The sequence below is a fragment of the Variovorax trehalosi genome, from assembly GCF_051216415.1.
Taxonomy (GTDB): Bacteria; Pseudomonadota; Gammaproteobacteria; order Burkholderiales; family Burkholderiaceae_C; genus Variovorax.
Genome location: NZ_JBPJZG010000003.1, coordinates 638,117 through 663,549, shown reverse-complemented (window position 1 = coordinate 663,549; position 25,433 = coordinate 638,117). Strand labels below are relative to the sequence as shown.

At 66.4% G+C, this 25,433-nt stretch carries 22 protein-coding genes; 6 read left to right on the top strand and 16 right to left on the bottom strand.

What is annotated here, in order from left to right; translation table 11 throughout:
* Nucleotides 1-11 precede the first annotated feature (11 nt).
* The 8 genes from ACSFA7_RS15110 to ACSFA7_RS15075 form a co-directional block, all read right to left on the bottom strand.
* Entirely contained in the window at nucleotides 12-764 is a 753-nt protein-coding gene (locus ACSFA7_RS15110; RefSeq protein ID WP_435500118.1) for an SDR family oxidoreductase, read from the bottom strand.
* 407 nt (nucleotides 765-1,171) lie between these two features.
* Nucleotides 1,172-3,937 carry an Ig domain-containing protein gene (locus ACSFA7_RS15105; RefSeq protein ID WP_435500117.1) on the bottom strand — a complete coding sequence of 922 codons (2,766 nt, stop codon included), beginning with the start codon at nucleotides 3,935-3,937 and terminating at the stop codon, nucleotides 1,172-1,174.
* Between the two features lie 103 nt (nucleotides 3,938-4,040).
* The gene (locus tag ACSFA7_RS15100; RefSeq protein ID WP_435500116.1) at nucleotides 4,041-4,250 is read right to left on the bottom strand and encodes a DUF4287 domain-containing protein; all 210 of its coding nucleotides are present in this window, start codon (nucleotides 4,248-4,250) and stop codon (nucleotides 4,041-4,043) included.
* A gap of 147 nt (nucleotides 4,251-4,397) precedes the next feature.
* Nucleotides 4,398-5,333, bottom strand: coding sequence for a cation diffusion facilitator family transporter (locus tag ACSFA7_RS15095; RefSeq protein ID WP_435500115.1), 936 nt, complete (start codon nucleotides 5,331-5,333; stop codon nucleotides 4,398-4,400).
* Complete coding sequence (locus ACSFA7_RS15090; protein WP_435500114.1) at nucleotides 5,323-8,544, bottom strand: CusA/CzcA family heavy metal efflux RND transporter; 3,222 nt, start codon at nucleotides 8,542-8,544, stop codon at nucleotides 5,323-5,325. Before ACSFA7_RS15090 ends, ACSFA7_RS15095 begins: the two co-directional genes overlap by 11 nt.
* A gap of 9 nt (nucleotides 8,545-8,553) precedes the next feature.
* Nucleotides 8,554-9,915, bottom strand: a complete 1,362-nt coding sequence (locus ACSFA7_RS15085) for an efflux RND transporter periplasmic adaptor subunit (RefSeq protein WP_435500113.1) — start codon at nucleotides 9,913-9,915, stop codon at nucleotides 8,554-8,556.
* A gap of 18 nt (nucleotides 9,916-9,933) precedes the next feature.
* Nucleotides 9,934-11,277 (bottom strand): TolC family protein, encoded by a 1,344-nt coding sequence (locus ACSFA7_RS15080; protein WP_435500112.1) that lies wholly within the window; start codon nucleotides 11,275-11,277, stop codon nucleotides 9,934-9,936.
* A 95-nt stretch (nucleotides 11,278-11,372) separates the two neighbouring features.
* A complete protein-coding gene (locus ACSFA7_RS15075; protein WP_435500111.1) occupies nucleotides 11,373-11,747 on the bottom strand; it encodes a hypothetical protein in 375 nt (124 codons plus the stop codon).
* A gap of 160 nt (nucleotides 11,748-11,907) precedes the next feature.
* Here ACSFA7_RS15075 and ACSFA7_RS15070 point away from each other — a divergent pair, with 160 nt between their 5' ends.
* On the top strand, nucleotides 11,908-12,585 hold the full coding sequence (locus ACSFA7_RS15070; protein ID WP_176656377.1) for a heavy metal response regulator transcription factor: 678 nt from the start codon (nucleotides 11,908-11,910) through the stop codon (nucleotides 12,583-12,585).
* Nucleotides 12,582-13,904 carry a heavy metal sensor histidine kinase gene (locus ACSFA7_RS15065; RefSeq protein WP_435500110.1) on the top strand — a complete coding sequence of 441 codons (1,323 nt, stop codon included), beginning with the start codon at nucleotides 12,582-12,584 and terminating at the stop codon, nucleotides 13,902-13,904. Before ACSFA7_RS15070 ends, ACSFA7_RS15065 begins: the two co-directional genes overlap by 4 nt.
* 21 nt (nucleotides 13,905-13,925) lie before the next feature.
* Here the strand turns inward: ACSFA7_RS15065 and ACSFA7_RS15060 are convergent, their stop codons facing one another.
* Together ACSFA7_RS15060 and ACSFA7_RS15055 are read right to left on the bottom strand one after the other, a co-directional pair.
* The gene (locus ACSFA7_RS15060; RefSeq protein WP_435500109.1) at nucleotides 13,926-15,200 is read right to left on the bottom strand and encodes a cation:proton antiporter; all 1,275 of its coding nucleotides are present in this window, start codon (nucleotides 15,198-15,200) and stop codon (nucleotides 13,926-13,928) included.
* 33 nt (nucleotides 15,201-15,233) lie between these two features.
* Nucleotides 15,234-15,572: a winged helix-turn-helix transcriptional regulator gene (locus ACSFA7_RS15055; RefSeq protein WP_435500108.1), complete on the bottom strand. Its 339-nt coding sequence runs from the start codon at nucleotides 15,570-15,572 to the stop codon at nucleotides 15,234-15,236.
* 211 nt (nucleotides 15,573-15,783) lie between these two features.
* Between ACSFA7_RS15055 and ACSFA7_RS15050 the strand changes: the two genes are divergently transcribed.
* Nucleotides 15,784-16,269: a carboxymuconolactone decarboxylase family protein gene (locus ACSFA7_RS15050; protein ID WP_435500107.1), complete on the top strand. Its 486-nt coding sequence runs from the start codon at nucleotides 15,784-15,786 to the stop codon at nucleotides 16,267-16,269.
* Between the two features lie 101 nt (nucleotides 16,270-16,370).
* A complete protein-coding gene (locus ACSFA7_RS15045) occupies nucleotides 16,371-16,613 on the top strand; it encodes a hypothetical protein (protein WP_435500229.1) in 243 nt (80 codons plus the stop codon).
* 5 nt (nucleotides 16,614-16,618) lie between these two features.
* Here the strand turns inward: ACSFA7_RS15045 and ACSFA7_RS15040 are convergent, their stop codons facing one another.
* Nucleotides 16,619-18,910 carry a heavy metal translocating P-type ATPase gene (locus ACSFA7_RS15040; RefSeq protein WP_435500106.1) on the bottom strand — a complete coding sequence of 764 codons (2,292 nt, stop codon included), beginning with the start codon at nucleotides 18,908-18,910 and terminating at the stop codon, nucleotides 16,619-16,621.
* A 72-nt stretch (nucleotides 18,911-18,982) separates the two neighbouring features.
* On the opposite strand from ACSFA7_RS15040, the gene cadR reads away from it, so the two are divergent.
* Nucleotides 18,983-19,456, top strand: coding sequence for a Cd(II)/Pb(II)-responsive transcriptional regulator (gene cadR, locus ACSFA7_RS15035; protein WP_435500105.1), 474 nt, complete (start codon nucleotides 18,983-18,985; stop codon nucleotides 19,454-19,456).
* A gap of 71 nt (nucleotides 19,457-19,527) precedes the next feature.
* On the opposite strand, the gene ACSFA7_RS15030 is transcribed toward cadR, so the two are convergent.
* Together ACSFA7_RS15030 and ACSFA7_RS15025 are read right to left on the bottom strand one after the other, a co-directional pair.
* On the bottom strand, nucleotides 19,528-20,397 hold the full coding sequence (locus tag ACSFA7_RS15030) for an NmrA/HSCARG family protein (RefSeq protein WP_435500104.1): 870 nt from the start codon (nucleotides 20,395-20,397) through the stop codon (nucleotides 19,528-19,530).
* Between the two features lie 60 nt (nucleotides 20,398-20,457).
* On the bottom strand, nucleotides 20,458-21,405 hold the full coding sequence (locus ACSFA7_RS15025; RefSeq protein ID WP_435500103.1) for an NADP-dependent oxidoreductase: 948 nt from the start codon (nucleotides 21,403-21,405) through the stop codon (nucleotides 20,458-20,460).
* Nucleotides 21,406-21,507: 102 nt separating this feature from the next.
* Here ACSFA7_RS15025 and ACSFA7_RS15020 point away from each other — a divergent pair, with 102 nt between their 5' ends.
* A complete protein-coding gene (locus ACSFA7_RS15020; RefSeq protein WP_435500102.1) occupies nucleotides 21,508-22,383 on the top strand; it encodes a LysR family transcriptional regulator in 876 nt (291 codons plus the stop codon).
* A 54-nt stretch (nucleotides 22,384-22,437) separates the two neighbouring features.
* Here ACSFA7_RS15020 and ACSFA7_RS15015 read toward each other — a convergent pair whose 3' ends face one another.
* The 3 genes from ACSFA7_RS15015 to ACSFA7_RS15005 form a co-directional block, all read right to left on the bottom strand.
* The gene (locus ACSFA7_RS15015) at nucleotides 22,438-23,679 is read right to left on the bottom strand and encodes an MFS transporter (RefSeq protein ID WP_435500101.1); all 1,242 of its coding nucleotides are present in this window, start codon (nucleotides 23,677-23,679) and stop codon (nucleotides 22,438-22,440) included.
* A 118-nt stretch (nucleotides 23,680-23,797) separates the two neighbouring features.
* Nucleotides 23,798-24,589: a serine O-acetyltransferase gene (gene cysE / locus ACSFA7_RS15010; RefSeq protein WP_435500228.1), complete on the bottom strand. Its 792-nt coding sequence runs from the start codon at nucleotides 24,587-24,589 to the stop codon at nucleotides 23,798-23,800.
* A gap of 57 nt (nucleotides 24,590-24,646) precedes the next feature.
* On the bottom strand, nucleotides 24,647-25,390 hold the full coding sequence (locus ACSFA7_RS15005; RefSeq protein WP_435500100.1) for an RNA methyltransferase: 744 nt from the start codon (nucleotides 25,388-25,390) through the stop codon (nucleotides 24,647-24,649).
* Nucleotides 25,391-25,433: the final 43 nt, after the last annotated feature.

Below are 25,433 nucleotides of genomic sequence, written 5' to 3'. Positions count from 1 at the left end.
TCGCCAGCGGCTCAGGCGCGCGCACGCTGCGCAAGCCAAGCCTCGAAGCGGGTCGCCCCCAGACGCGGGGCATTGCCTGGCGTCAGCGATCGATCGTCGAGCTGCACGCCGAAGTAGCTCGCCGCCGCATCGGTGACGACCGGACGCTTGTCGCCGGTCGCTGCGAACAGGCGGCGCACCAGCGCGTCGAGCGGCAGCGCCTCGGGGCCCGCGATCTCGATGCGGCCCCGCGCGGGCGACTCGGCCACCACTGCGGCCAGCGCGGCGGCGACGTCATCCGCCGCCATCGGCTGGATCAGTGCGTTCGAGAGCCGCACCTGGCCGTCCCGCACGCTCCCGTCGGCGATACCGGCCACGAACTCGAAGAACTGCGTGGCCTGCACGATGGTCCAGGGCACGGGCGAGGCCTCGATCAGCTCTTCCTGGCGCTGCTTCGCGCGGAAATAGCCGCTGGCCAGCAGGCGATCGGTGCCGACGACCGACAGCGCAATGTGGTGCGCCACGCCGGCCTCTGCCTCGGCGGCAAGCAGGTTGCGCCCCGCGGTGTCGAAGAAATGCAGCGCCGGCTCGTCCGCGAACGAGGGCGAATTCGCCACGTCGACGACGACCTGGGCACCCGCCAGCGCCTCCTTCAGGCCTTCGCCGGTGAGCGTGTTGACGCCCGTGGAGGGCGAGGCGGCGTTGACCTCATGGCCGGCGTGGCGCAACAGGGCAGCGAGCTTGGAGCCGATGAGGCCGGAGCCCCCGATGATGACGATCTTCATGGTCGATTCCTCGGTGAAAAGGGGTCAAAAAGGTACGCCCCCCGTGGGCGTCCATGCAAGCAAGACGGCCAGCGGGGGGCGTTTGTGACAGCGGGATCGGAAACTCGCTGAAGATCACTCGACTGCGGGTGACGGTCCTCTCATCGGCCCCATCGAAAAAGGGGCGTTGAGCATCTGGTTTGGCGAAGACCAAAGACCACTTCGAACTCAAGGCGGCCCAGTGGCAAACGGCTACAGTCGCGTTTCTGTCGCAAAAGGGCCCCTGAGCGGAAGTAGACGCCTCTCGAAAACAGACCTTCGCAGGCTGCGTTAACTCAGTGTCCTTTACAGACTTGGGCTCAAGAATACTGCGGACGCTCGACCATTCCCTCGAAGATCGCCGTACCGGCGAGCACCCCTCCCGCCGCTCAGAACACCCAGTGAACCTTACCGCGCAACGCTGGTGTGTTGCCGTCGCAGTGCTGTTCGAATCGAAGATCGATCGACTTCAACTCGCCACCGAGATAGGTGACCTCGTCCACAGAAAACCACCCCCTGGCCTTGCTGCATCCACGCCCATTGCCATACCAGGTCAAGCCGCCCTTCGCCTGGTTGTGGAACGGGTAGGCGTTCAGGTCACCGTAGTACCCGGGCTCCAGTCGAGCCACAGATTTCATCGCGTTGAAGATGCCCGACCAATTGCCGACGTTCACTGACAGGCGTCCTTCTATGGCCTTGATCGCCGCGGCGGAAGTTGGCGGCGTGTAGAGGTAGGACGCACCACCGCCGATGTAGTCACCCAGATCGCTCACCAGATAGACGTAGTTGCCGGTCGCCGGAGTTTCGCCAGCTGCTGGTGTCCATAGGCCGGTCGGAGGCGGGTTGACCGGCCCCGGCGGCTTGGACACGTCATAGGCGCTCCAATGAATCTTGCCGTGCAATGCCGGCCCCTCGCCTTCGCAGTGTTGCTCGAAAGACAAATCGAGGGCCGTGAGGACGCTATTGACGTAGGTGGCGCTTTGGATGGTGAACGAACCAAGCAGCACATTGCAGCTGCGACCCTCGCCGTACCAAGCCATCCCTCCGGCCGTCGGCTCATGGACCGGATAGCGCACAAGGTTGCTGTAGGTGCCAGTCTCCACCTTGCTCATCGCACTGGGAAGGACGAAATCCGCCGACCACCACTGATCACCTTCGATCTCGAGATGCAGATTGGCTCCTCTCACAGAGAGACCCAACAGCGAGTTGGTAAGAGAGTATTCGTAGTTCTTGCCCTGCCCAATGAAGTCGTCTGGATCGCTCTGCAACTTGACCGAGGTCGGTACCAGAGCCGTTCCCGGTTCCGGCTCTGGCATCACCGCGATCCACAGCGTGGTCCCGACGCTCCCACTGCCATTGGAGCCGAACACGGAGTAGACGATCGCGTTTTGCGTTTTGACGGGCGTGCCGCTGATGACCCCGCTGACCGGATCCAGGCTCAAACCCACCGGCAATTCCGCTGTCACGTACTGAGTGGGCGCGCCCCCCCTGAAGACTGGAATGTTCGGCACGATCGGCCGACCAACGATATACACAGGCGCCGGTTCGCTATAGGCCAGGATTATCGGCGGCGCGACCGCGCGTACCGTGATCATCAGCCGTGTTTCGACGCTGCCCGCGTGGTTGCTGCCGGTTACTGTAAACGCCGTTGCCCCGACCGTCGCACTGGGCGTACCGGTGATCATCCCGCTCGAAGCATCCAGACTCAAGCCAGACGGCAGCGCTGGTGTCACGCTGTACTGCGTGATCAGGCCGCCGAGCGTGCTCGGGCGATTGGGCACGATCGGTTCACCCACGACGTACAGCGGCGACGGGTCGCTATAGCGCACCCCCGTTGGTGCTGCCGCAGACGCGCGCACTTCGATCTTCAGTTGCGCGGTGACGCTACCCGCAGTGTTGCTGCCACTCACCGTGTAGAGAGCGACCAAAGCCACCGCACTCGGCGTGCCGCTGATCACCCCACTCACCGCGTTGAGGCTCAAGCCTGCAGGCAACGCAGGCGACACGCTGTACTGCGTGATCTCGCCGCCGCTCGTGATGGGAGTATTCGGCGTGATCGGCTGCCCCGCGATGTACACCAGTGCCGATTCCACATACGCGAGGCTCATCGGCGCTATCGGAGCCGCGCGCACCTCGATGCTCAATTGAGTCGAGACGCTACCCGCAGTGTTGCGGCCAGTCACCGTGTAGGCGGCAGCCGAAGCCGCCGAACTGGGCGTGCCACTGATCGCGCCGCTTACCGTATTCAGACTCAGGCCCTGCGGCAATGCCGGCGTCACGCTGTACTGCGTGATCGCACCACCGCTCGAGACTGGAATATTCGGCACGATCGGCCGACCGGCGACATACACCGGATTGGGCTCGCCAGAATAGCGCAGACCCGACGGCGGCGCGGTCACTGCGCGCACCTCCAACGTCAGATAAGCCACCGCTCTTCCTGCGGCGTTGCTGCCGGTTACCGCATAGGTTGCGGCTGCCGTTACTGCGGTGGGCGTGCCGCTCAGTACGCCACTGGCGGAGTCCAGGCTCAGTCCCACGGGCAGTGCCGGCGACACGCTGAATCGAGCGATCGGTCCGCCGCTGGCTGTGGGGGCCAGCGGCACCACGGCTTGACCCTTTGGGTAAATCACGGAGACCTCGCTGTAGCGCAAGGTTTCCGGCGCGGCAAGTTGCCTCCTGACCTCGATTTGAATCCGTGCCGTGACACTGCGCGCAGTGTTGCTGGCAGTCACCGTGTAGAGCGTTGACAGCGAGAGTCCCGTTGGCGTCCCGCGGATGGCGCCGAGAACCGGATCGATCTCCAGGCCGGCAGGCAATGCTGGGTCGATCGCGTAGTGTTCGATCGACCCGCCGCTGGAGGCTGGAACGTTCGGCTCCACGTCCGCGCCAACCGTATAAATGACAGATGCGCTCGCGTAGTGCAGCCCCTGAGGCGCTGCCGGTGTGGTTGTCTCGGGCGACTTCGGATCGCTTGTTGCAAAGGTGCTGGGCACCGGCGCTGCAGTAGAAGCCGGCGGCAACACCATGCCCTGGCCGCCACCACCACCGCCACCGCACGCAACCAATATCAAGGTCGCCGCACAACTCGCGAGCGCGCCTCTGATGAACGCATGAACTTTCCCGCCCAACCGGGCAGACGATTCTTCTCTATCCATCTCCGTCCCCCAACTCAGCAGTTAGCTATATTCGTGTATTCAAAATGTAACACTGAGGTGATCACTTGTGGTCAGTCGAGAACGTTCGAGTGGCTGAACTTCCTTATTTCTTCGCCAAGAATGCCGCCACTAGCGCGTTAGCGTGTCCGTGACCGATCTGATGCTCCGTCTTGAGCCGGTTCACGAGTTCCATGTGTTTGAGAGGGCCTGCATCCTGAAGAACATTCATCCAGTGGGCGATTGGCTTCGCATAGGCCTTTTCAATCGAAGGAAAGTAAGAGGCGGGGCCTTTGACTTTGGTCGTTTCGGTCATTGACTTTCCGTTGATGGGCTGAGGATCTGGTGGGGCAAGTCCGGACATTGGCATTGAGGAATGGCAGGCCAGGCGTTCGGCGTTTGAATCGTACTTTCGATCGAAAACGATCTGCGTTGCATTGCGGCGCCGGCGGCAGCCGCAGTGCTAATTTCCAGCAGTGGCCCGGGCAGCCGTCACCGCAGGCCCGAACCCATGGCTCTCCACCGCCTGTTCGCACGGCACGCGCTCGACCTGCACCGTCGAATGGTGAATATCAAAGCGCTCGGCCAGCAGCGCACGCAGCCGCAACATCAGCGGCGCCATGTCGCCCACCTCGGGCGTGCACACCACGTGCACGCTCAGGCTCACCTTGCCGCTCGAAAGCGCCCATACATGCAGGTCGTGCAGGCTCGCGACGCCTTCGACGCCGAACAGCGCGAGTTCAACGGCCGGCAGATCCACATCGTCCGGCACGCCTTCGAGCAGCACGTTCAGGCTCTCGCGCAGCAAGCGCCAGGTGCGCGGCAGCACCCACAGCCCGATGGCCACCGCGATCACAGAATCCACCCACGCCCACCCGGTGAAGCGGATGACCAGTGCCCCGACGATCACGCCGACCGACCCCAGCATGTCGGCCCACACCTCCAGATACGCGCCCTTCACATTGAGGCTGTTGTCCTTGCCGCTTGCAAGCAGCCGCATGCCGACGAGGTTGACGACCAGTCCGCCCACGGCCACCAGCAGCATCATGGTCGACTGGATCTCGGCCGGCGCCGAGATGCGCCGGTACGCCTCGTACAGCACGTAGATCGCCACGAAGAACAGCAGCACCGCGTTGAGCACGGCCGCAAGGATCTCGAAGCGGTAGTAGCCGAAGGTGCGCCGCTTGTCCGCCGGCCGCTTGCCGATCCAGATGGCGGCCAGCGAGATCGCCAGCGCCACCGTGTCGGTGAACATGTGAGCCGCATCGGAAAGAAGCGCGAGGCTCCCCGACACCAACCCGCCCACCACCTCCGCCACGAGGTAGAGCGAGGTCAGCAGCAAGGCCCAGCGCAGCGCCTTCTCGTTGCCGCCCACCGCGTGGGCATGGTCATGTGCCATGGGTCGTCACTCCTTGAGAACCTGGAGAAGGATCGAGCGGAGCGCCGTGGCGCCGTTCGCGAGCGTCCTGCAGTTCTTCGTCTTCGTCGCGCCGGTGGGCGATGCGGTAGAGCAGCGGGAGCACCAGCAGCGTCAAGGCGGTCGAGGACAGGATACCGCCGATCACCACCGTCGCCAGCGGCCGCTGCACCTCGGCGCCGGTGCCGGTGGCAATCGCCATCGGCACGAAGCCGAGCGACGCGACCAGCGCCGTCATCAGCACCGGCCGCAGCCGGGTGAGCGCGCCTTCGTGGATCGCCTCGTCGAGCGGCAGACCGCCTTCGCGCAGGTTGCGGATGAACGAGATCATCACCAGCCCGTTGAGCACCGCCACGCCCGAGAGCGCGATGAAGCCTACCGCCGCCGAGATCGACAGCGGAATGTCGCGCAGCCACAGCGCCACGATGCCGCCGGTGAGCGCGAACGGAATGCCGGTGAAAACCAGCAACCCGTCCTTCAGGTTGCCGAACATCGCGAACAGCAGCGTGAACACCAGCAGCAGCGACACCGGCACCACCACCTGCAGCCGCTGCGTGGCGGAGGCCAGGTTCTCGTACTGGCCGCCCCACACGGTCCAGTAGCCGGTGGGAATGGTCACCTTGCGCATCGCTTCCTCGGCCTCGGCCACGAAGGAGCCGAGGTCGCGGCCGCGCACATTGGCGCTCACCACGATGCGGCGCTTGCCGTTCTCGCGGCTCACCTGGTTGGGGCCCGGTGCGAGCTCCAGCGTGGCGACTTCGCCGAGCGGGATGAAGCTGGTGCGCAGCCCCTCGGCGCCCGCGCCCTTGGGCAATGCCACGGGCAGCCGCTTGATCGCCTCCAGGTCGGTGCGCAGGTTCTCGGGCAGGCGCACGAGGATGTCGAAGCGCCGGTCGCCGTCGAACAGCGTGCCCGCTTCGCGGCCACCGACCGCGATGGAGATCGCGTCCTGCACGTCGCCCACGTTCAGGCCGTAGCGCGCGGTCTTCTGGCGGTCGATGTTCACCGTGAGCATCGGCAGGCCCGTGGTCTGCTCGACCTTCACTTCGGCCGCGCCGGAGATGCCCGAAAGCACCTTCGACACCTCGGCCGCCGTCTTGTCGAGCACCGCCATGTCGTCGCCGAAGATCTTCACGGCCACGTCGCTGCGCACGCCGGAGATCAGTTCGTTGAAGCGCAGCTGGATCGGTTGCGAGAACTCGTAGTTGTTGCCCGGCAGTTTTTCCACTTCTTCCTGCACCGCGGTGAGAAGTTCCGCGCGCGTGCGTTTCGGCGCGGGCCACTCGCTCTCGGGCTTCAACATGATGTAGCCGTCCGAGATGTTCGGCGGCATCGGGTCCGATGCGATCTCGGCCGTGCCGGTGCGCGCGAACACGCGCTCGATCTCCGGAAACTTCGCCTTCAGCGTGCGCTCGAGCTGCTTCTGCATCTCGACCGATTGCGTGAGGCTCGTGCCCGGAATGCGCAGCGCCTGGATCGCGAAGTCGCCTTCGCTCAGGCTGGGCACGAACTCGGTGCCCAGCCGCGTGGCCAGCAGGCCCGAGAGCAGCACCGCCACCACGGCCGTGGTGATGACCAGCGGCTTGGCCGTCATCACGCGCGCCAGCAGCGGTTCATAGCCGCGCTTGGCCCACACCATCAGGCGGTTTTCCTTCTCGCTGACCTTGGTGCCGATGAAGAGCGCCACGGCCGCGGGAATGAAGGTGATCGACAAAATCATCGCGCCCACCAGCGCAATTACCACGGTGAAGGCCATCGGGTGGAACAGCTTTCCCTCCACGCCCGTGAGCGCAAAGATCGGCAGGTACACGATCATGATGATCAACTGCCCGAACAGCAGCGGACGCCGCGCCTCCTGCGAGGCGGCGAACACTTCATGGAAGCGCTCGCTGCGCGTGAGCGGCCGGCCGTGTTTCGCCTGTGCATGCGCGAGCCTTCGCACGCAGTTCTCCACGATCACCACCGCCCCGTCGATGATGATCCCGAAGTCCAGCGCGCCCAGGCTCATGAGGTTGGCGCTGACCTTCTGGTTCACCATGCCGGTGAAGGTGAAGAGCATCGACAGCGGAATCACCAGCGCGGTGATCAGCGCCGCGCGGATGTTGCCGAGAAAGAGAAAGAGGATCGCGATGACCAGCACCGCGCCCTCGAAGAGGTTCTTCTTCACCGTGGCGATGGCCTTGTCGACCAGCACCGTGCGGTCGTACACCGTCACCGCCTTCACGCCGGCGGGCAGCGTGCGGTTGACCTCCTGCATCTTCTTGTCGACGGCCTGCGACACGGTGCGGCTGTTCTCGCCGATCAGCATGAAGACGGTGCCCAGCACCACCTCGCGACCGTTGTCGGTGGCTGCGCCCGTGCGCAGCTCCTGGCCGATGCCGACCTCGGCGACGTCCTGTACCCGCAGCGGAATGCCGCCTGCGTTGCCCAGGATCACGTTGCCGATGTCCTCCACCGACTTCACCTGCCCCGGCGCGCGGATGAGGTACTGCTCGCCGCGCTTCTCGATGTAGCCCGCGCCCACGTTGGCGTTGTTGCGTTCCAGCGCGGTGACCAGGTCGGTCATCGTGAGGCCATGCGCCAGGAGCTTCGCGGGGTCGGGCGCGATCTGGTATTCCTTGTCGTAGCCGCCGATGGAGTTGATCTCGGTCACGCCCTTCACGTTGCGCAATTGCGGCTTGATGATCCAGTCCTGGATCTCGCGCAGGTCCGTGGGCGTGTAGGGCTTGCCGTCGGGCTTCTTCGCGCCCTCTTCCGCTTCCACCGTCCAGAGGTAGATTTCGCCTAGGCCCGTGGAGATCGGCCCGATCACCGGCGAGATGCCGCTGGGCATGCTCTCGCGCGCCGACTGGATGCGCTCGTTCACCAGCTGCCGCGCGAAGTAGATGTCGGTGCCGTCCTCAAAGATCACCGTCACCTGCGAGAGGCCGTAGCGCGAGAGCGAGCGGGTCTGCTGCAGGCCCGGCAGGCCCGCCATCACCGTCTCGATGGGGTAGGTCACGCGCTGCTCGGCTTCGAGCGGCGAATAGCCGGGCGCGGAGGTATTGATCTGCACCTGCACGTTGGTGATGTCGGGCACCGCGTCGATGGGCAGCTTCTGGTAGCTGAAGACGCCGAGCGCGGCCATGCCGAGCACGGCGAGCAGGACGAGCCAGCGCTGCGCGATGGAGAACCCGATGATGCGTTCGAACATGCGGCGTCCTCAGTGGGTGTGCGTGGCCGAGCTCTTGCCCTGCTGCGACTTGATGACGAAGCTGCCGCTCGCGGCGTAGGCCGCGCCGGGCTTCAGGCCGCCCACGATCTCGACGCGCTTGCCGTCGCTGCGGCCGGTCTGCACATGCTGCGGCAGGAAGCCGCCGGGCACCTTGAGGAAGACAGTGGGTTTCTCTTCCACCGTCTGCACCGCATCGGCTGACACGGTGACCGGCGCATCCGCCTCGGACGACACCAGCTCCACGTTCACGAACAGGCCCGGGCGCCACACGCGCTGCGGATTGGTCAGCGTGACGCGCGCCGTGGCCGTGCGCGTCTGCGCTCCGATCAGAGAACCCACGTACGACACCGTGCCGCTCGCCGTCTGGTCGAAGGCGCTGGAGCGGATGGTCACCGGCTCGCCGATGCGCACCAGGTTCAGGTTGTTGGCCGCCACGCTGATCTCGGCCCACACGGTCGACAGGTCGGAGATGGTGAACACGTTGACCGCCTCGCCCACCGATTCGCCGAGCGAGATGTGCTTCTCGACCACCATGCCGTCGAAGGGCGCGCGCAGCTCGTAGCGGCCGAGCGCGGCTGAGCCCGGCGTGGCGCCCAGTGCCAGCAACTTCTGGTTGGCATTGGCCACGGCGATCTGCGCTTCCTGCATGGCCTGCTGGGCCTGCAGGTAGTCTTGCTGCGGCGAGATCTTTTCTTCCCAGAGTTTCTTCTCGCGCTCATAGGTGGTGCGGGCCAAGTCGAGGCGGCGCTGCGCCGATTGCAGCGCGCTGCGCTGCTCCGAAAGCCCTGGGCTCGAGAGCACCGCGAGCACCTGCCCGCGCTTGACCTCCTGGCCGAGGTTGGCCGACACGCTGTCGACCACGCCCGCCACGCGCGGCACCACGTGGGCCGTGCGGTCTTCGTTGAACTTGATTTCGCCGGGCAGTTGCAGCGAGGTCCTGATGCGCGCGGGGCCGGCGCTTTCGATCGCCATGCCGGCAGCCTTGACCTGCTCGTCGGTGAAGGGGATCTTCTCCTCGTCTTCCTTGTGCGCCTTCGATTCGGCCTTCACTTCGCCGGAAGCGCCCTTCTCCTTGGGTTCCTCGCCGTGGTGTTCCTTGTCGGCATGGCCCTTGGCTTCTTCATGACCGTGGTCATGGCCATGGTCCTTGCCTTCGGCCTTTCCTTCCTCGTGGTGCTCGCCATCGGCATGCCCCCCGGCCTCCGAGTGGCCAGCAGCCTCGGGCTTGCCCGGCGTGGTGCGCAGGATCAGCGCACCGGCCGCGAGGCCCACGACCAGGACAGCCACGATGGCCATCCACTGCTTCTTGCCGACGCGCTCGGCGAAAGTCTTGCGTTCTTCTGTGTTCATGATCTTGGGGTGTCCGTGTCAGCGCGCAACGGGCGTCGCGTGCAGGGTTTCTTCGCCATCGGTGCCGAGCAGGCGGTCGAGTTCGCCGGCCGCGCGGTGCGCATCGGCCAGCGCGACGAGGTACTGGTTGCGCACCTGGAACAGCGTGCGCTGCGCATCGAGCGCTTCGAGAAAGCTGAACTTGCCCAGCTCGAAGCCCTTGGTTGCGGCCTTGTAGGCGGTCTCGGCACCGGGGAGCGCATCGCGCTGCAGCGTCTCGGCCGTGGCGCGCGCCGAGCGCAGCCGCTCGGTGGCCTGCGCCACGTCGGCGCCCAGTTGCAGTTCGGCGGCGGCGAGGTCGTCCCGCGCTTTCTCCTCGCGGCTCAAAGCCTCGGCGAGGTTGCCGCGGTTGGTGTCGAAGATCGGCAGCGGCACCGAGAGGCCGACGACGACCTGGTTGCGGCGGCTGCTCGCGCCTTCGGTGTCGGTGGACGCGGGCACGCGCTTGGCGCCGAGCGAGACGGTGATGTCCGGGATGCGCTTGGCCTGCTCCAGGCTGGTGAGCGCCTCGCGCCGTTCGACTTCGAGCCGTGCCTGCCGCAGTACGGGCGCGGCGAAGAGCCGGCCCTCGACGTCCTGCGCCGAGGCCAGCGTCGGCAACTGATAGCCCGCGCCCTCCACCTGCGTGAAGCGCGGCGCCGGGTTGCCCCACAGCGCGGCCAACTGCTGGCGCGCGGAGCGCAGCGTGCCCTCGGCCTGCAGCAGCTCGACGCGCACGCCCGCCTCGGCCACGCGCGCGCGGGTTTCCTCCAGCGGCGAGACCTTGCCGGCAGTGACACGATTGGCGGCAGCCTTCGTCGCGATATGGGCGAGGCCAACCGAGTCCTGTGCGAGTCGCAGGCGCTCCTGTGCAGTCAGCACCTCGAAGAACAACGTGACGGTCGACGCCCGCAGTTCCGAGCGGCGTGCAACCAGCGCCGAGGCCGCCTGGTCGCGCGCGCGCTCCGCGGCCGTCACGCGGGCCGCGCGCTTGCCGCCCAGCTCGATGGGCTGGCTCAGTTGCAGCGTGGTCGTGCGGTTGTCCCGCCGCAGGTCTTCCAGCTGGGCGCCGAGCACCGGGTTGGGCCAGGCGCCGGCCTGGACGATGGCGCCCTCGGTGGCCTCCTGCTCGCGCGAGGCCGCGGACAGGCTGGGGTTGGACTGCAGCACCATCGCGATGGCGCTGCGAAGGGTGAGCGGACCCGCGGGCTCCAGCGTTCTGGTGCCCGGACGGGATGAGGAAGACTGGGGGCCGGCAACAGCTTCTGACGGCTGCGGTTGCTGTGAATAGGCCGGGGGCACCGCCAAGGCCAACACGGCCAGCGGCACGAAGAGCGTGCGCATCGAATTCTCCTGGGTTGCGAAACAACGGACGGACGAATTCGGCGAGAGCTCAGCTGATGAAAGGGATCAGTGGTGGGGGATGTTCTCTCGCCGAATCAGAGGGCGAGAGTCCGTGCGGGGCGCACAGGGACTTCGGAGACATGGGAAACGAAACGCTCTTCCGTTCCGGCATGCAGCACCTGGGGCAACTGCAGCGCGCCGACGGCATCGCCAGTCGCCATGTCCACGTGCTGCGCAGCGCCGAAGTGGCTGACGATGCAGTGGCCGACCGCGCCATTCGGCTGCGTCGTGGTGTCTTGCTTGGCGCCGTCGGTGTGCGTGCGGTCGGTGCTGCTCCGGGGCTCGTCCTGGTGGTGGCCCCAGTGCTCGGGCTGCGTGTCGCGCTCGTGCTGGCAATAGGCGGCCGACGCCGCCCAGCTGAGCTGGAACGGGAAGAGAAGCAGCAGAAAGATCAGGAGCCAGCGACGCATGAGCCAAAAAGTATATCGAGCGGGGTGTGACGCCCCGCTCTGAAAAGCCCTGCGGTTCGAGGGCCCGGCGCAATGTATGACGCGAGGGTTCGGCTTTGTCTGTCAATAGGATTACTAAATGGTAACCAGTGTTTTGAGAGGTATTGGGTACGATCTGGCGATGCGCATTCTTGTCATCGAAGACGAGCCCAAACTGGGCGACTACCTTAAAAAAGGGCTGGAGGAAAACGGGTACGTCGTCGACATCGCCCGCGACGGCATCGAAGGCCGATACCTCGCCACCGAGGGAGAGTACGCACTGGTCCTGCTCGACGTGATGCTGCCCGGTATCGACGGCTTCGCCGTGCTCCAGGCGATTCGCCGCACGAAGAACGTCCCTGTGCTGGTGCTCACCGCACGCGACAAGGTCGAAGACCGCGTGCAGGGCCTGCAGCAAGGCGCCGACGACTACCTGGTCAAACCCTTCTCCTTCTCCGAGTTGCTGGCTCGCGTGCAGGCGCTCCTGCGGCGCGGCAAGGCGCAGGACTCGACCGTGCTGCGCCTGGCCGACCTCGAGCTCGACATGGCGAGCCGCAAGGTGTTTCGCAACCGCGTGCGGCTCGACCTCACGGCCAAGGAGTTCACCCTGCTCGTGGTGTTGCTGCGCCGGCGCGGCCAGATCCTCTCGCGCACCACGCTCGCCGAGCAGGTGTGGGACATGAACTTCGACAGCGACACCAACGTGGTGGAAGTGGCCATCCGGCGCCTGCGCAGCAAGATCGATGACCCGTTCGAGGTGAAGCTGCTGCACACGGTGCGCGGCATGGGCTACGTGCTGGAAGACCGATCCTGGGCATGAGCCCACGACCGCAATCGATACAGAGCCGGCTCTCGCTCTGGTTCGCCGCGCAGACGCTGTTCGGGCTCAGCGTGATCTGCCTGGCCATCTACCTCGTGACGGCCTGGAACTTCGGCGAAAAACAGGAGGACGAACTCGACCAGAAAGCGGTGCTGGTGGAGCACCTGCTGAAGGAGGCCGAGAAAGGCGGCGACCTCGTCTTCCTCCGGCACAAGCTCGACGACTTCTTCTCGATGCAGGACGACGTGAGCCTGTCGATCTCCCATGCGGGCAAACAGCTCTTCGAGTCGCGGCCGACCGCCGGTGGCCGCTGGCTGCGCCGCGACCTCACCGTGCCCTGGCAGCAAGGTAGCCTGACAACCAGCCTGCAGGTGCAGCTCGGCGTCAACGTCGCGCAGGAAGCACGCTTGCTCGAGCGGCTCGCATGGACGCTGCTCGGCGCCGTGGTGCTGGGCACCGCGCTGGTGTCGCTCACGGGCATGTGGCTGGTGCGGCGCGGCCTGCGCCCGCTGAAGGCACTGGCCGACCGCACCGCGGCGATGGCGCCCGACAAGGCCAACAAGCCGATCGACGCACTAGCCTTCGCCGAGGAACTGCGGCCGTGGATCACGCAGTTCAACGCACTGCTGCTGCGCGTGCAGCGTGCGTACGTGCAGCTCGAATCCTTCAACGCCGACGTGGCGCACGAGCTGCGCACGCCGCTCGCCAACCTGATCGGCTCGACCGAACTCGCGCTCACGCGGCAACGCTCCAACGAGGAGCTGCTGGGCGTGCTGACCTCCAACCTCGAGGAGATCGGCCGGCTCTCGGGCATCGTCACCGACATGCTGTTTCTCTCGAAGGCCGACCGCGGCACCTCGACGCGCTCGCGCGCCGTCGTGAGCCTCGCGGCGCAGGCGCGCGACGTGATCGACTTCTACGACGCGATGCTCGACGAGGCGGGGCTGAAGGCCGAAGTGACAGGCGATGCGATGGCCGATGTGGACGCCTCGCTCGTTCGCCGCGCGCTCTCCAACCTGCTGGGCAATGCGATCCGCTTCGCCGCGCCGGCTTCGACCATCCGCATCGAGATGGCGGAAGGCAGCGACGAATTCGTGCTCTCGGTCGTGAACCGCGGCGAGCCAATCGATCCGGCTGCGCTGCCCCGTCTGTTCGAGCGCTTCTATCGGGCCGCGCAGGCCCGCGACGGATCGACGCGGCACCACGGGCTGGGCCTTGCCATCGTCGAGGCCATCGCGCGCATGCACGGCGGGCGTGTGTTCGCATCGAGCGAAAGTGGGGAAACGCGCATCGGCTTCACCGTGCGCCGCAACGGCTGAGGCCAGCGCAAGCCGGCGTGCTCAGGGCTTGGCGTGCGCCTCGGCTTCGACCGGCGCCGCCACATCGGCCGCCGGCTTCGTCTTGCGGCCGATGCACAAGGTCATCAGCGGCCCGGTCATTGCGGTGGTGGCGAGCGCCATCACCAACAGCATCGTGAACAGCTCGGGGCCGATCAGGCCCACGTCGAAGCCGATCTTGATGACGATCAGCTCCATCAACCCGCGCGCATTCATCAGCGAGCCGGTGGCCATGCTGTCGCGCCAGCTGTAGCCGGCCATGCGCGCACCAGCCGCACCGCCGGCGATCTTGCCGAAGGTGGCCACGCCGATGATCAGCAGCATTGCGCCCAAGCTCGCACCCGTGAAAGCGCTGGCCGTGGTGCCCAGCCCGGCGAGCGCGAAGAACAGCGGCATCAGCACGACGATGGAAATGGGCTCGATGCGCTCGCTCAGCGAACGCAGGAGGCGGTCGTCGCGCGGCAGGCAGGCGCCGAACAGGAAGGCGCCGAACACCGCATGCAGGTGCAGCCATTCGGTGAGCAACGCGGTCACCAGGAGGCCGATCATCAGCGAGGCCATCACCGTGGTCGAAGGCTCGCCATCGGGCGCCTTCACGCGCAGCAGCCAGGCGAAGGCCGGCTTCAGCCCGAAGAACAGGAAGGCCAGCATCACCACCACGCCGACCGTGATCTTGACGAGGCCCGTGTAGCCCTCGCCCGCCCCCACCAGCGCCACCACGAAGGCCAGCAGGATCCAGGCGAACACATCGACCACCGCCGCAGCGCTGAGCGAGAGCTGGCCGAAGGAAGTGCGCGTCATGCCGCGATCCTTCAGGATGCGCGCCATGACGGGAAAGGCCGTGATGGAAAGCGCCGCCGCCATGAAGAGCGCAAAGGGCCAGAACGCGACGCCGGCCGGCGCGAGCGAGGGATACAGCGCCGGCGAAATCGCCAGGCCCAGCGTCAGCGGCACGATCACGCTGAGCACGCCCACGGCACCCGCCGCCTTGAGTTGCGAGCGCATGTTCTGCGAGGCCCGCAGCTCCAGTCCGACGACGAACATGAACAGCACCAACCCCACCGTCGACAGCGACGAAAGGCCTTGCAGCAATTCCTTGCCGAAGAGCTGCGCATGCAACGAGGGAAAGAGCGCGCCCATCACTGCCGGCCCGAGCATCAGGCCCGCGGCCATTTCCCCCACCACGCTCGGCTGGCCCAGGTAGCGCAGCACCCAGCCGCAGATGCGCGCGGTGATGAGGATGACGACGAGTTGCAGCAGCAGGGTGGTGACTGACATGGGCGGGTCAAGGCGGGGAAAAGAAGGCCGATGTTAGTTCTCTTCGCTCGGCGCGATCCAGCGGTTGGCCCACTGGTTGAGCGGTGTCAGCCGCTTGACGAGTTCGCCGCCCGCCTCGGTGAGCAGGTAGCCCGTGCCCGAGAGGTCGACGACGCCCGCCGCGCGCAGCTCCTTCAGCCGGTCGTTCAGCACCGAGGGCGACATCTGGTCCGTGCTCACCCGCAGCGCCCTGAAGCTCTGCGGCAAGCCGTCGCGCAGCTCCCACAGGATGCGCAGCGTGCCCTTGCGGCCCAGTTGCTCCAGCAACTGCATGATCGGCCGCCGCACTGCGGTGGGCGCGGACGGCGGGCTCGATGTTTCTTCGTTTTCCATGTCGTGCTTCCGGTGATCGAATGGCCCGTATTGCGCTACGAATTGCGTAGCGATAGACTGCGCCGAATCGCTACGATTTTCGTAGCGATTTCAACGCATTCTACGAAGGATTCCGACAATGACGACCGCCGCCCGGCAGAGCGCTCACGCGCCTCGCATTCCACCGCTCGAAGCGCCCTTCCCCGAACCGATCGCTGACTTGCTGACGCGAATGAACCCACCCGGAAGGCCCGAGATACTCGCGCTCTTCCGCGTGCTCGCAATCAACCCGGAACTCGCCGAGCGGACGCTGGGGCTGGGCCGCTACCTGCTGGGTCGGAAGGCCGCCGTCAGCCTGCGCGACCGCGAGGTGGTGATCACGCGCGCCTGCGCCCGCTGCGGCGCCGAGTACGAATGGGGCGTGCATGTTGCGGCTTTTGCAGATGCGGCGGGTTTCAACGCGGTCGAGCGGCGCGTGATGGCGTCGGTGACCGAGGACGTGGAACTGCTCGCGCTGCGCGACCGGCTGCTGGTGCAGCTCGTCGATCAGTTGCACGACACGAGCCATGTGGACGATGCGCTCTGGGGCGCGTTGAGCACGCACTGGAGCCATGCGCAGCTGATCGAGCTGATGATGATCGCGGGTTGGTACCACGCGGTGAGCTATGTGTGCAATGCGGCGCGCGTGCCGCTGGAGAAATGGGCTGCGCGCTGGTGAAGGCCCGCCCCCAGTTGCAATGCGCTAACCTGCACAGCGGCTGAATGCCTGCGGCATTCGCCGGCCTTCTCTTTCACCACGTCTCTCGCTCCGGGAAGAACATGCGAACATTTGTTGAGCTCGTGATCAGCTGGGCGCCCATGCTGCTCCTCATCGGCGTCTGGATCTTCTTCATGCGCCGCAGCGGTGGCCTCAAACAGGGCCAGTACTTCGAGGAGGTGCGCAACTACCTGTCGGACCACATCGCCGAGACACGGCGCATGAATGCCAACCTCGAACGCATCGCCGCTGCGCTCGAAGCGCGCGTTACGCCCGCCAGTCCTTCGCCGAAAAGCGACGCGTAGCGCGCTTACTTCTCGGCTCGCATCAACCGGAGCCCATTCGCCACCACCAGCAGGCTCGCGCCCATGTCGGCGAACACCGCCATCCACATCGTCGCGCTGCCGAACACCGCGAGCACGAAGAACACGCCCTTGATGCCGAGCGCCAGCGTGATGTTCTGCCACAGCACCGCGTGTGCGCGGCGCGAGAGGCGGATGGTCTCGGGGATGCGGCGCAGGTCGTCGTTCATGATGACCACGTCGGCCGCTTCCATCGCGGTGTCGGTGCCCGCGCCGCCCATGGCGAAGCCGATGTCGGCCTGCGCCAGCGCCGGTGCGTCGTTGATGCCGTCGCCGGTCATCGCCACCGCGCCGTAGCGCTCCCGCATGGCCTTGATGGCGCCGAGCTTTTCCTCGGGCAGCAGGTTGCCGCGCACGTCCTCGATGCCGGCGTGGGCGCCGATGGTCCTGGCGGTTGCGGCGTTGTCGCCGGTGAGCATCACCGGCACGACGCCCAGGGCGCGCAGCTCGGCCACTGCGGCTTGCGACGATTCCTTGATGGTGTCGGCCACGGCGAACAGCGCAAGCACTGCCTGGCTCGATGCGAACAGGGTCACGGTGCGGCCCGCCTCTTCATGACGCTTGAGTTCGGCTTCGAGCGCCGGCGTGCAGAGGCCCTTCTCCTCGATCAGCCGGTGATTGCCGAGCATGTAGGTCTGGCCCGAAAGCGCGGCCTGCACGCCGCGGCCCGGCAGCGCGGTGAAGTCGCCGACTTCTTCGCGCTCGCCCTTCAGGCCCTCGGCAATGGCCTTCGACACCGGGTGGTCCGAACGGACCGCAATGCTCGCGGCGATCGCGAACACCGCCGCTTCGTTGCCCGATGCATCGAGCAGCGTCGATTCGACAAGCTTCGGCTTGCCTTCGGTGATGGTGCCCGTCTTGTCGAGCGCCACCGCCTTGAGCTTGCGTGCCTCCTCCAGATAGGTGCCGCCCTTGATCAGGATGCCGCGCCGCGCCGCCGACGCGAGCGCGCTCACGACTGTGACCGGTGTCGAGATCACCAGCGCGCACGGACAGGCAATGACCAGCAGCACCAGCGCCTTGTAGATGGCCTGCAACCAGGTCCAGTCCATGAAGAGCGGCGTGAACAGCGCAATGGCCAACGCCAGCACGAAGACCGCCGGCGTGTAGATGGCGGCGAACCGGTCGACGAAACGCTGCGTGGGCGCGCGCGTGCCCTGCGCCTCTTCGACAGCGTGGATGATGCGCGCGAGCGTGGTGTTGGCGGCCACCGCCGTGACGCGGAACTCCAGCGCGGCGGTCTGGTTGATGGTGCCCGCGAAGACCGGGTCGCCCACGATCTTGTCGACCGGAATGCTCTCGCCCGTGACCGGCGCCTGATCGATGGCGCTCAGGCCCGCGGTCACCACGCCGTCGAGCGGCACGCGCTCGCCGGGGCGGATCCGTGCGATGGCATCGAGTGCCACCGTGTCGGCCATCACGGTCTGCCAGCTGCCGTCCGGCTGCTTCACCTCGGCCTGTTCGGGGGCGAGCGCGAGCAGGCTCTGGATCGCATTGCGGGCACGGTCGACCGCGCGGGCCTCGATCAGTTCGGCAATCGCATAGAGCGCCATCACCATCGCCGCCTCTGGCCACTGGCCGATGACGAAGGCGCCGGTTACGGCGACGGCCATCAGCGCGTTGATGTTGAGGCGCCCACGCACCAGTGCGCCGAAGCCCTTCTTGTAGGTGTCGAGACCGGCCAGGCCGATGGCTGCGAGCGCGAGCACCATTTCGGCGGCCATGAAGCCCTTGCCGTCGAGGGCCAGGAAAGAGATCGATTCCGCAGAGATGGCCAACACCAGCGCGGCGACGAGGCGCGCGAGGCCGCTGCTCATTCCCGCGATACGCGCAGGGGCGGCCGGGGCAGCCGTGTCACCGACAGGCTCGGGCTTGAAGCCGGCCTTGCGGATCGCATCGAGCGCATGGGGCAGCGCGCCGTCGTCGGCGGTGATGGCCATCGTGCGCTCGCCGAGGCGAAAGCGCAGCCCCTGGATGCCGGCCACCGGCTCGAGCGCGCGGCGGATCTCGGATTCCTCGACCGCGCAATCCATCGTGGGAATGCGAAAGAGCAAGGCGCCCTTGGGAACGTCGGTGGTGTCCACGGCAGGTGACGAACCGCAGACAGGGCTGCCGCAGCAGGCCGTTTCGGCATGGGCGTGGGCATGGACGTGCGCAGGTCCATGCGAGTGATCGTGACTATGGTCGTGGTCGTGATGGAGGGCCGGCGTCACGGGCTTCAAGGCGTTCTGCTTCGTCATGAAAGCAATTGGAAACCCTGAAGCAGGTGTAGAGTCAAACGCAGAATCCCTTCACTTTCGATTTGCCGCATCATGAAAATCGGTGAACTGGCCAAGGCCGCTAACACGCCGGTCGAAACCATCCGGTACTACGAGCGCGAGCAACTGCTGCCCGAGCCCGCGCGCACCGATGGCAACTACCGCATCTACGACGACGAGCACGCCCAGCGCCTGGGCTTCATCCGACGCTGCCGCTCGCTGGACATGACGCTCGACGAAATCCGCAGCCTGCTGAAATTCCGCGACGCACCGCAGGACGACTGCGGCCAGGTCAACCAGTTGCTGGACGACCACATCGGCCACGTGGCCGCGCGCATCTCCGAACTGAAGACCCTCGAGAAGCAATTGAAGGCGCTGCGCCTGCAGTGCTGCGGGCCCGAGTCGGCGAATGCCTGCGGCATCCTGCAGGAACTGGACACCGCCGCGCTCGCGCCGGAGACCTTTGGGCAGCACGCGGGGCATGTGCATGGGTCGTTGCACAACACGGCGGGGAAGCGGGCGGGTTGAGGGGGTGAATCCAGGGCAACGCTTCGGCCGGCAACCGCTGCAACACGGAACGGACACCCGAGGCGCGCAGCCTACGATGCGGCAACGGCCTCCTTGACGAAGTCGGTGTACTTGCGCAGGGGACGCCCGAGGATGGCCTGCAGGCGATCCGCCGCGCCGTCCGCGCCATGCATGCCGAACTTCTGGATTCCCGCCATCATCAGGCGCATGTCGTAGGCAAGCCAGGACGGTCCCAATGAGGCCATCTGTGCTTCGAAGGCCGCCACGTCGTCGCCACCGTAGGCCACTTCACGACCGAGTGCGGCACTCCAGACCTTGGCCACCGACTCTCCGGTCAACCGCTCGGGACCGACCAGTTCCAGCGTCACGCGTGGCGACGGTGCGGGCGCGCGGTCGCGGCGCAGCAATTCGGCGACGGCGACGTCCGCGATGTCTCGCGCATCGATCATTGCGACGCCCGACGAGCCGATCGGCATCGGGTAGACGCCGTAGCCCTGGATCACCTGCTGGACCATGCGCTCGTTCTGCATGAAGTAGGCCGGCCGAAGGATGGTCGCGGGAATGTCGAGGCTCTCGATCATTCGCTCGACCGTGTGCTTGCCGGTGAAGTGCGGCACATCGGTGAACTTGTCCGCGTGAATGACCGAGAGGTAGACGATGCGCTCGATGCCGGCCTCGCGCGCCAGGCTCAGCGCAACGAGGGCCTGCGTCACTTCGTCGGGTGTGACGGCGTTCAGCAGGAACAGCGTGCGCACCGACGACAGTGCCGCGCGCATCGAAGGCACGTCGGTCAGGTCACCGACGACCTCCTTAACGCCGGCCGGGAAGCTCTGCTTTCCGGGCGTGCGGACGAAAGCGCTGACTTCGGCGCCGGCATGGGCCAGGCCCTGGATGACCAGGGAACCGATGGTGCCGGTGGCACCGGTGACGAGAATGCTCATGGAAAAATCTCCAGGGGGTTGAGGGAAACGGTTTGAAGGGGAAAGAAGTAACGAGGTCGATCAGCGCGAGAAGTCCGCAACGACCTTGCCGATGCGCGGATCGGTGCGATTGCGTTCGATGGCCGCGGGGATGTCGTCGAAGCCCACGACTTCGTCCAGCTTCGAGATCAGCGCGCCTTGGGCGATCTCCGCCGCCAGCCGCTCCAGGAGCGCGGTGTCCGGCTTGTTCATGAACCACAGTCCGCGCCGGCCGGCGGGCGTGCGTGCCAGGATGTCCGGCGAGGACGTGCCGACGATGGCGCCGTCCTTCTTCAGCACCTGCCACGAGCGATCGAGCACTTCGCCGCCGACGTAATCGAGCACCAGGTCGATGTCACTCGCGACCGATTCGAAGCGTTCGGTGCGGTAGTCGATGACGTGGTCCGCGCCCAGGCTGCGAACGTATTCGACGTGCGCGGTCGACGCCGTTGCGAAGACTTCGGCACCCGCCCGCTTGGCGTACTGCACCGCATAGCCGCCCAGCCCGCCCGCTGCGCCGTGGACCAGGATTCGCTGGCCGGCGGCAATGGGACCTGCGTGATGCAAGCTTTGCCAGGCTGCCACGGACGCCACCGGGATGGCGGCCGCATGGACGTCGTCCAGGCCTTGCGGCGTGCGCACGAGCTTCGCCTCGTCGACCGTCACGAACTCGGCATAGGCACCTAGGCCGCCCAGCGGACCCATGACGCGATCTCCGATACGAAAACGCGTGGCGCCGGGGCCGAGCGCTTCGACGACACCCGCAAGCTCGATGCCCAGCACGGCGGGCAGTTGAAGCGGGAAAGCCTCTTTGACGAAGCCTTCACGAACCTTCCAGTCGATGCCGTTCACGCCGGCGGCCCGGACGCGGACCAGGACCTGGCCCTGTCCGGCCATGGGCCTCGCGATCTCGGCGACCTCGGCGGCGGCAGCGCCGCCATAGGTCCGGATCAGCACAGCGCGTTGCGTGTCGTTGAGGGTGGTGGTCATTTCAGTTTCTCCTGTTGAGTTGCGATGGGGAGAAGATAGGCCGTTGCATTGGCAAAACAAAGACCAGAAAATGAAGACACCTCGTTTCAAATCCGGAACACCATGGACCTGAACGCACTGAGCGACTTCGCGCTCGTCGCAATGAACGGCGGCCTCGGCAAGGCAAGCCGCGCAAGCGGCCGATCGAAGGCAACGCTGTCCCGGCGCATCGCCGACCTGGAGGAGCAGCTCGGCGTGCGGCTCATCGAGCGCAGCGCCCGCGGGCTCAAGCTCACCGAAGCCGGGCAGATGCTGATGGACCGCACCGAAGGGCCGATGCACGAAGTGGCCGACGCCATGACGTCCGCGCGCGAGGGCTTGTCGGTGCCGCGCGGGCGCTTGCGCATCGCTTCGCCGGTGCTGTTCTCGCAGCTCGCGATGGGCCGCATCTCCGCCGAGTTCTGCACGGCCTACCCGGAGGTCAGCTGCGAAGTGGTGGCGGACGATCGCCTGGTCGACCTCGTCGAGGAGCAGTTCGATGCCGCGATCCGGATCAATCCAGCCCCGGACAGCAGCCTCGTGGGCCGGTGCTTCGCCAAGGACCGGCTGGTGGTCGTGGCCGCGCCCTCTGTACCCATGCCGAAGCCAGGCAAGGTCAGCCTGGTCCCCGCCATCGTTTCAACGAGCTTTCAAGACGGGAATTGGACGCTCGACGACGGACGTCTGGTCCTGGAGCCGATCCCACGGCTGAGGCTTTCTTCGTTCCTGATGATTCGCGACGCTGCGATCGCCGGCGCCGGCGCTGCCCTGATGCCGCAGTCCATCGCGTGGAACCAATTGACGCGCGGAGAACTGGTTCAGTGGGGCATGGTTTCAGGCGTGGAGGTCGCGCTCTGGGTACTGCATACGTCGAGGCGACTGCCCGCGCCGAAAGTTCGGGCGTTCGTCGACTTCATGTGCGCGCAGTATCCGCAGGGTTCGCTCGTGCTGAACGGCTAGAAGACGACAGGCGGCACTGGCTCGTCCTTCGCCCGTGTTCGTTGTCGAGCGGGACTACCTCACCACTCCCTGCCCCTTGCCACCCGCACTTGCATGCCGCGGAATCCAATATCCCAGCATCCCCGCCGCAGCAAAGGCGATCAGCCCGGTCACCGCGATCCCCGCAGCAAGCGACAAGCCACCCGCCAACAGAGACAGCAGCGCCGGCCCACACGAAGACCCGATGTCGGACATCAAACGCCATATGCCGAGGAAGTGCGCGCGCCCGTGGCGCGGCGAGTGGTCGGCGCCGAGAGTCATGATCATCCCCGAGCCGATGCCGTTGCCGAACCCGATCGCCAGTGAAGCGATCAACAGCGTCACGACGCCGGACGTGAGGGGCATCAGCAGCATCGCCAGCCCCATGATCAGCATCGACGGCACCGCGACCCAGCGCCTGCCTTTCCTGTCCATCACCTTGCCGGCCGGATAGAACACCAGCATGTCGACCCCACCCGCCAGGCCGTAGATCAGCGAAGCCACCGAGGGCGCCAGCATCAGGTGGTCGGCCCACAGCGGGATCACGGCCTGGCGCGAAGCGCGCACCGCGCTGACCAGGACCACGCCGACACCGAGCGTGAGGAACACATGGCGGTGATCCCGCAGCGTCGAGACGATCGAGGTCGAGGCGGGCGCCGCCTGCCCGGCCGGGACCGGTGGCGCCTCCAGGTCGGGAATGCGCGCGCCAATGGCCGCGGCCGCCATCACCGCCACGATGCCGACCACATAGGCGGCCGACAGGCCGAACGCATGTACCGCCCCGGCCGCGAGAAAAGGCCCCGCGAACATGCCGATGCGCATGACGCCGCCCAGCGTCGACAGCGCCCGCGCACGGTATTCGATGGGCACCGCCTCGGTCATGTAGCTCTGGCGCGCCAGGTTGTAGACCGCCTGCGACATGCCCACCATGAAGCAGCCCGTGGCGAACAGGCCCAGGTGCGAGGTCAGCACGCACAGGAGCATGCCAAGACCGCTCCACACGCCCGCCGCGACGATGGCCCAGCGCTCGCCCCAGCGCATGGTGATCATCGAGGCCGGGATGTTGTTGAACAGCGAGCCGATACCGATCATCGCGATGACCAGCGCGGCCATGGGCACGGAAGCGCCCAGGTCGCGCGCCGTCAGCGGCACGATCGGCAGGATGGCGCCCTCGCCCAGTCCGAACAGCAGCGAGGGCGCAAAGGCCGGGATGGCGATGCGCCACAGGGAGAACGGGGGCGTGGAGGACGAAGTCGACGCGGCGGGCGGAGATGACATGGAGAGAGCGGTCGGTTTCTTGCCACCGCGCGCCGGGTGGTCAAAGGCGCCGCGATTGTCTCGCCGATGCCCGACCTCTGCTGGCAGTCGGGATCAGGGCCATCGCCCGGAAGGCGCGCTACTTCCCCACCAGCTGCGTCAGCTTCTCCGCCTCGAAGCTTCCGTCGCGCGCCGCATCCCCGGGCACGCAATCCTTGGTCCCCGGCTGGGCCGACAGCTTCTCGATCGCCTGCCACAACAGCGCGATCTGGTGTTCCTGGCTCGAGGCGTTGTCGATCAGGCCGCGCATGGCCTGGCTCAATGGGTCGTCGTCTTGCGTGATGCCGTAGGCGGAAAACTTCTGCGGCTCGGACACATCGGCGCTCTCGCCGGTCTTCGACGGGATGATGCGTGCGGGAATGCCCACTGCCGTCGCTCCGGCCGGTACCGGCTTGATGACGACCGCATTGCTGCCGATCTTGGCGCCATCGCCGACGACGAAGCCACCGAGCACCTTGGCCCCCGCGCTCACCACCACGTTCTTTCCCAGTGTCGGATGGCGCTTGGTGCCCTTGTAGAGCGAGGTGCCGCCCAGCGTCACGCCCTGGTAGATGGTGCAGCCGTCGCCGATCTCGGCCGTCTCGCCGACCACCACGCCCATGGCATGGTCGAAGAACACGCGCTCGCCGATCTTGGCCGCCGGATGGATCTCGATGCCGGTCATCCACCGCGCGCAGTGCGCAATGAAGCGGGCGGGCCACTTGAATCCGTGCGTCCAGCAGGCGTGCGCCCAGCGATGCAGCACCACGGCATGAAAGCCCGGGTAGACCGTCATCACTTCCCAGGCGCTGCGGGCGGCCGGGTCGCGTTCGAGGATGCACCGGATGTCGGCGCGCAGTCGAGAGAACATCGCTGCCCTTGTTGTCGTTATATCGATAGTGGGCGGGCAGTCTAAAGCCCGGTGTCTTCGCGTACTTTCGATGGGGTTTTAGCCGCCCGAGCCGCCTTTGGGACCCCGCGTCGCGTCGGTCATCGCCTTGGCGATGCCGCGCAGGATGTGGATTTCCTCGGGCGTCGGCTGGGCCCGGTTGAACAGCTGCTGCAGCCGCGGCATCAGCTTCTTCGGCGCGGCCGGATCGAGAAAACCGATGTCCACCAGCGAGCGCTCCCAATGGTCGAGCATGCCCGCCACCGATTGCGCATCGGCCGCCTGCACCGGCGCCGTGGCATCGCGCACCTCGTAGCCGCCGAGCGCCAGCCGCCATTCGTAGGCCACCACCTGGATGGCCGCGCCCAGGTTGAGCGAGCCGAATTTCGGGTCGGTGGGAATGCTCAGGGCGACATTGCAGCGGTAGACGTCTTCATTGCGCATGCCGAAACGCTCGGAGCCGAACAGGAAGGCGACGTGCTGCTGGTCGCCCTGCTTCACCAGAGGTTCCAGGTGCTCCCGCGGCGTGCGGGTGGGCGGTCCGAAGTCGCGCGGGATCATGGCCGTGGCGCACAGATGGGTCACGCCATCGAGCGCCTCGTCCAGCGTCTCGACGATGCGGGCATTGGTCAGCACGTCGAGCGCACCGCTCGCGCGCTGGATGGTTTCTTCCCGCCGCAGCACGTTGGCCCAGCGCGGCGCCACCAGCACGAGGTCGTCGAAACCCATGGTTTTCATGGCGCGGGCGGCGGCGCCCACGTTGCCTGCGTGGCTGGTCTGGATCAGGATGAAACGGGTGCGCATGGGGGGTTTGGAGACACTAACGGGGCGGAGCCGGTAAAATGCC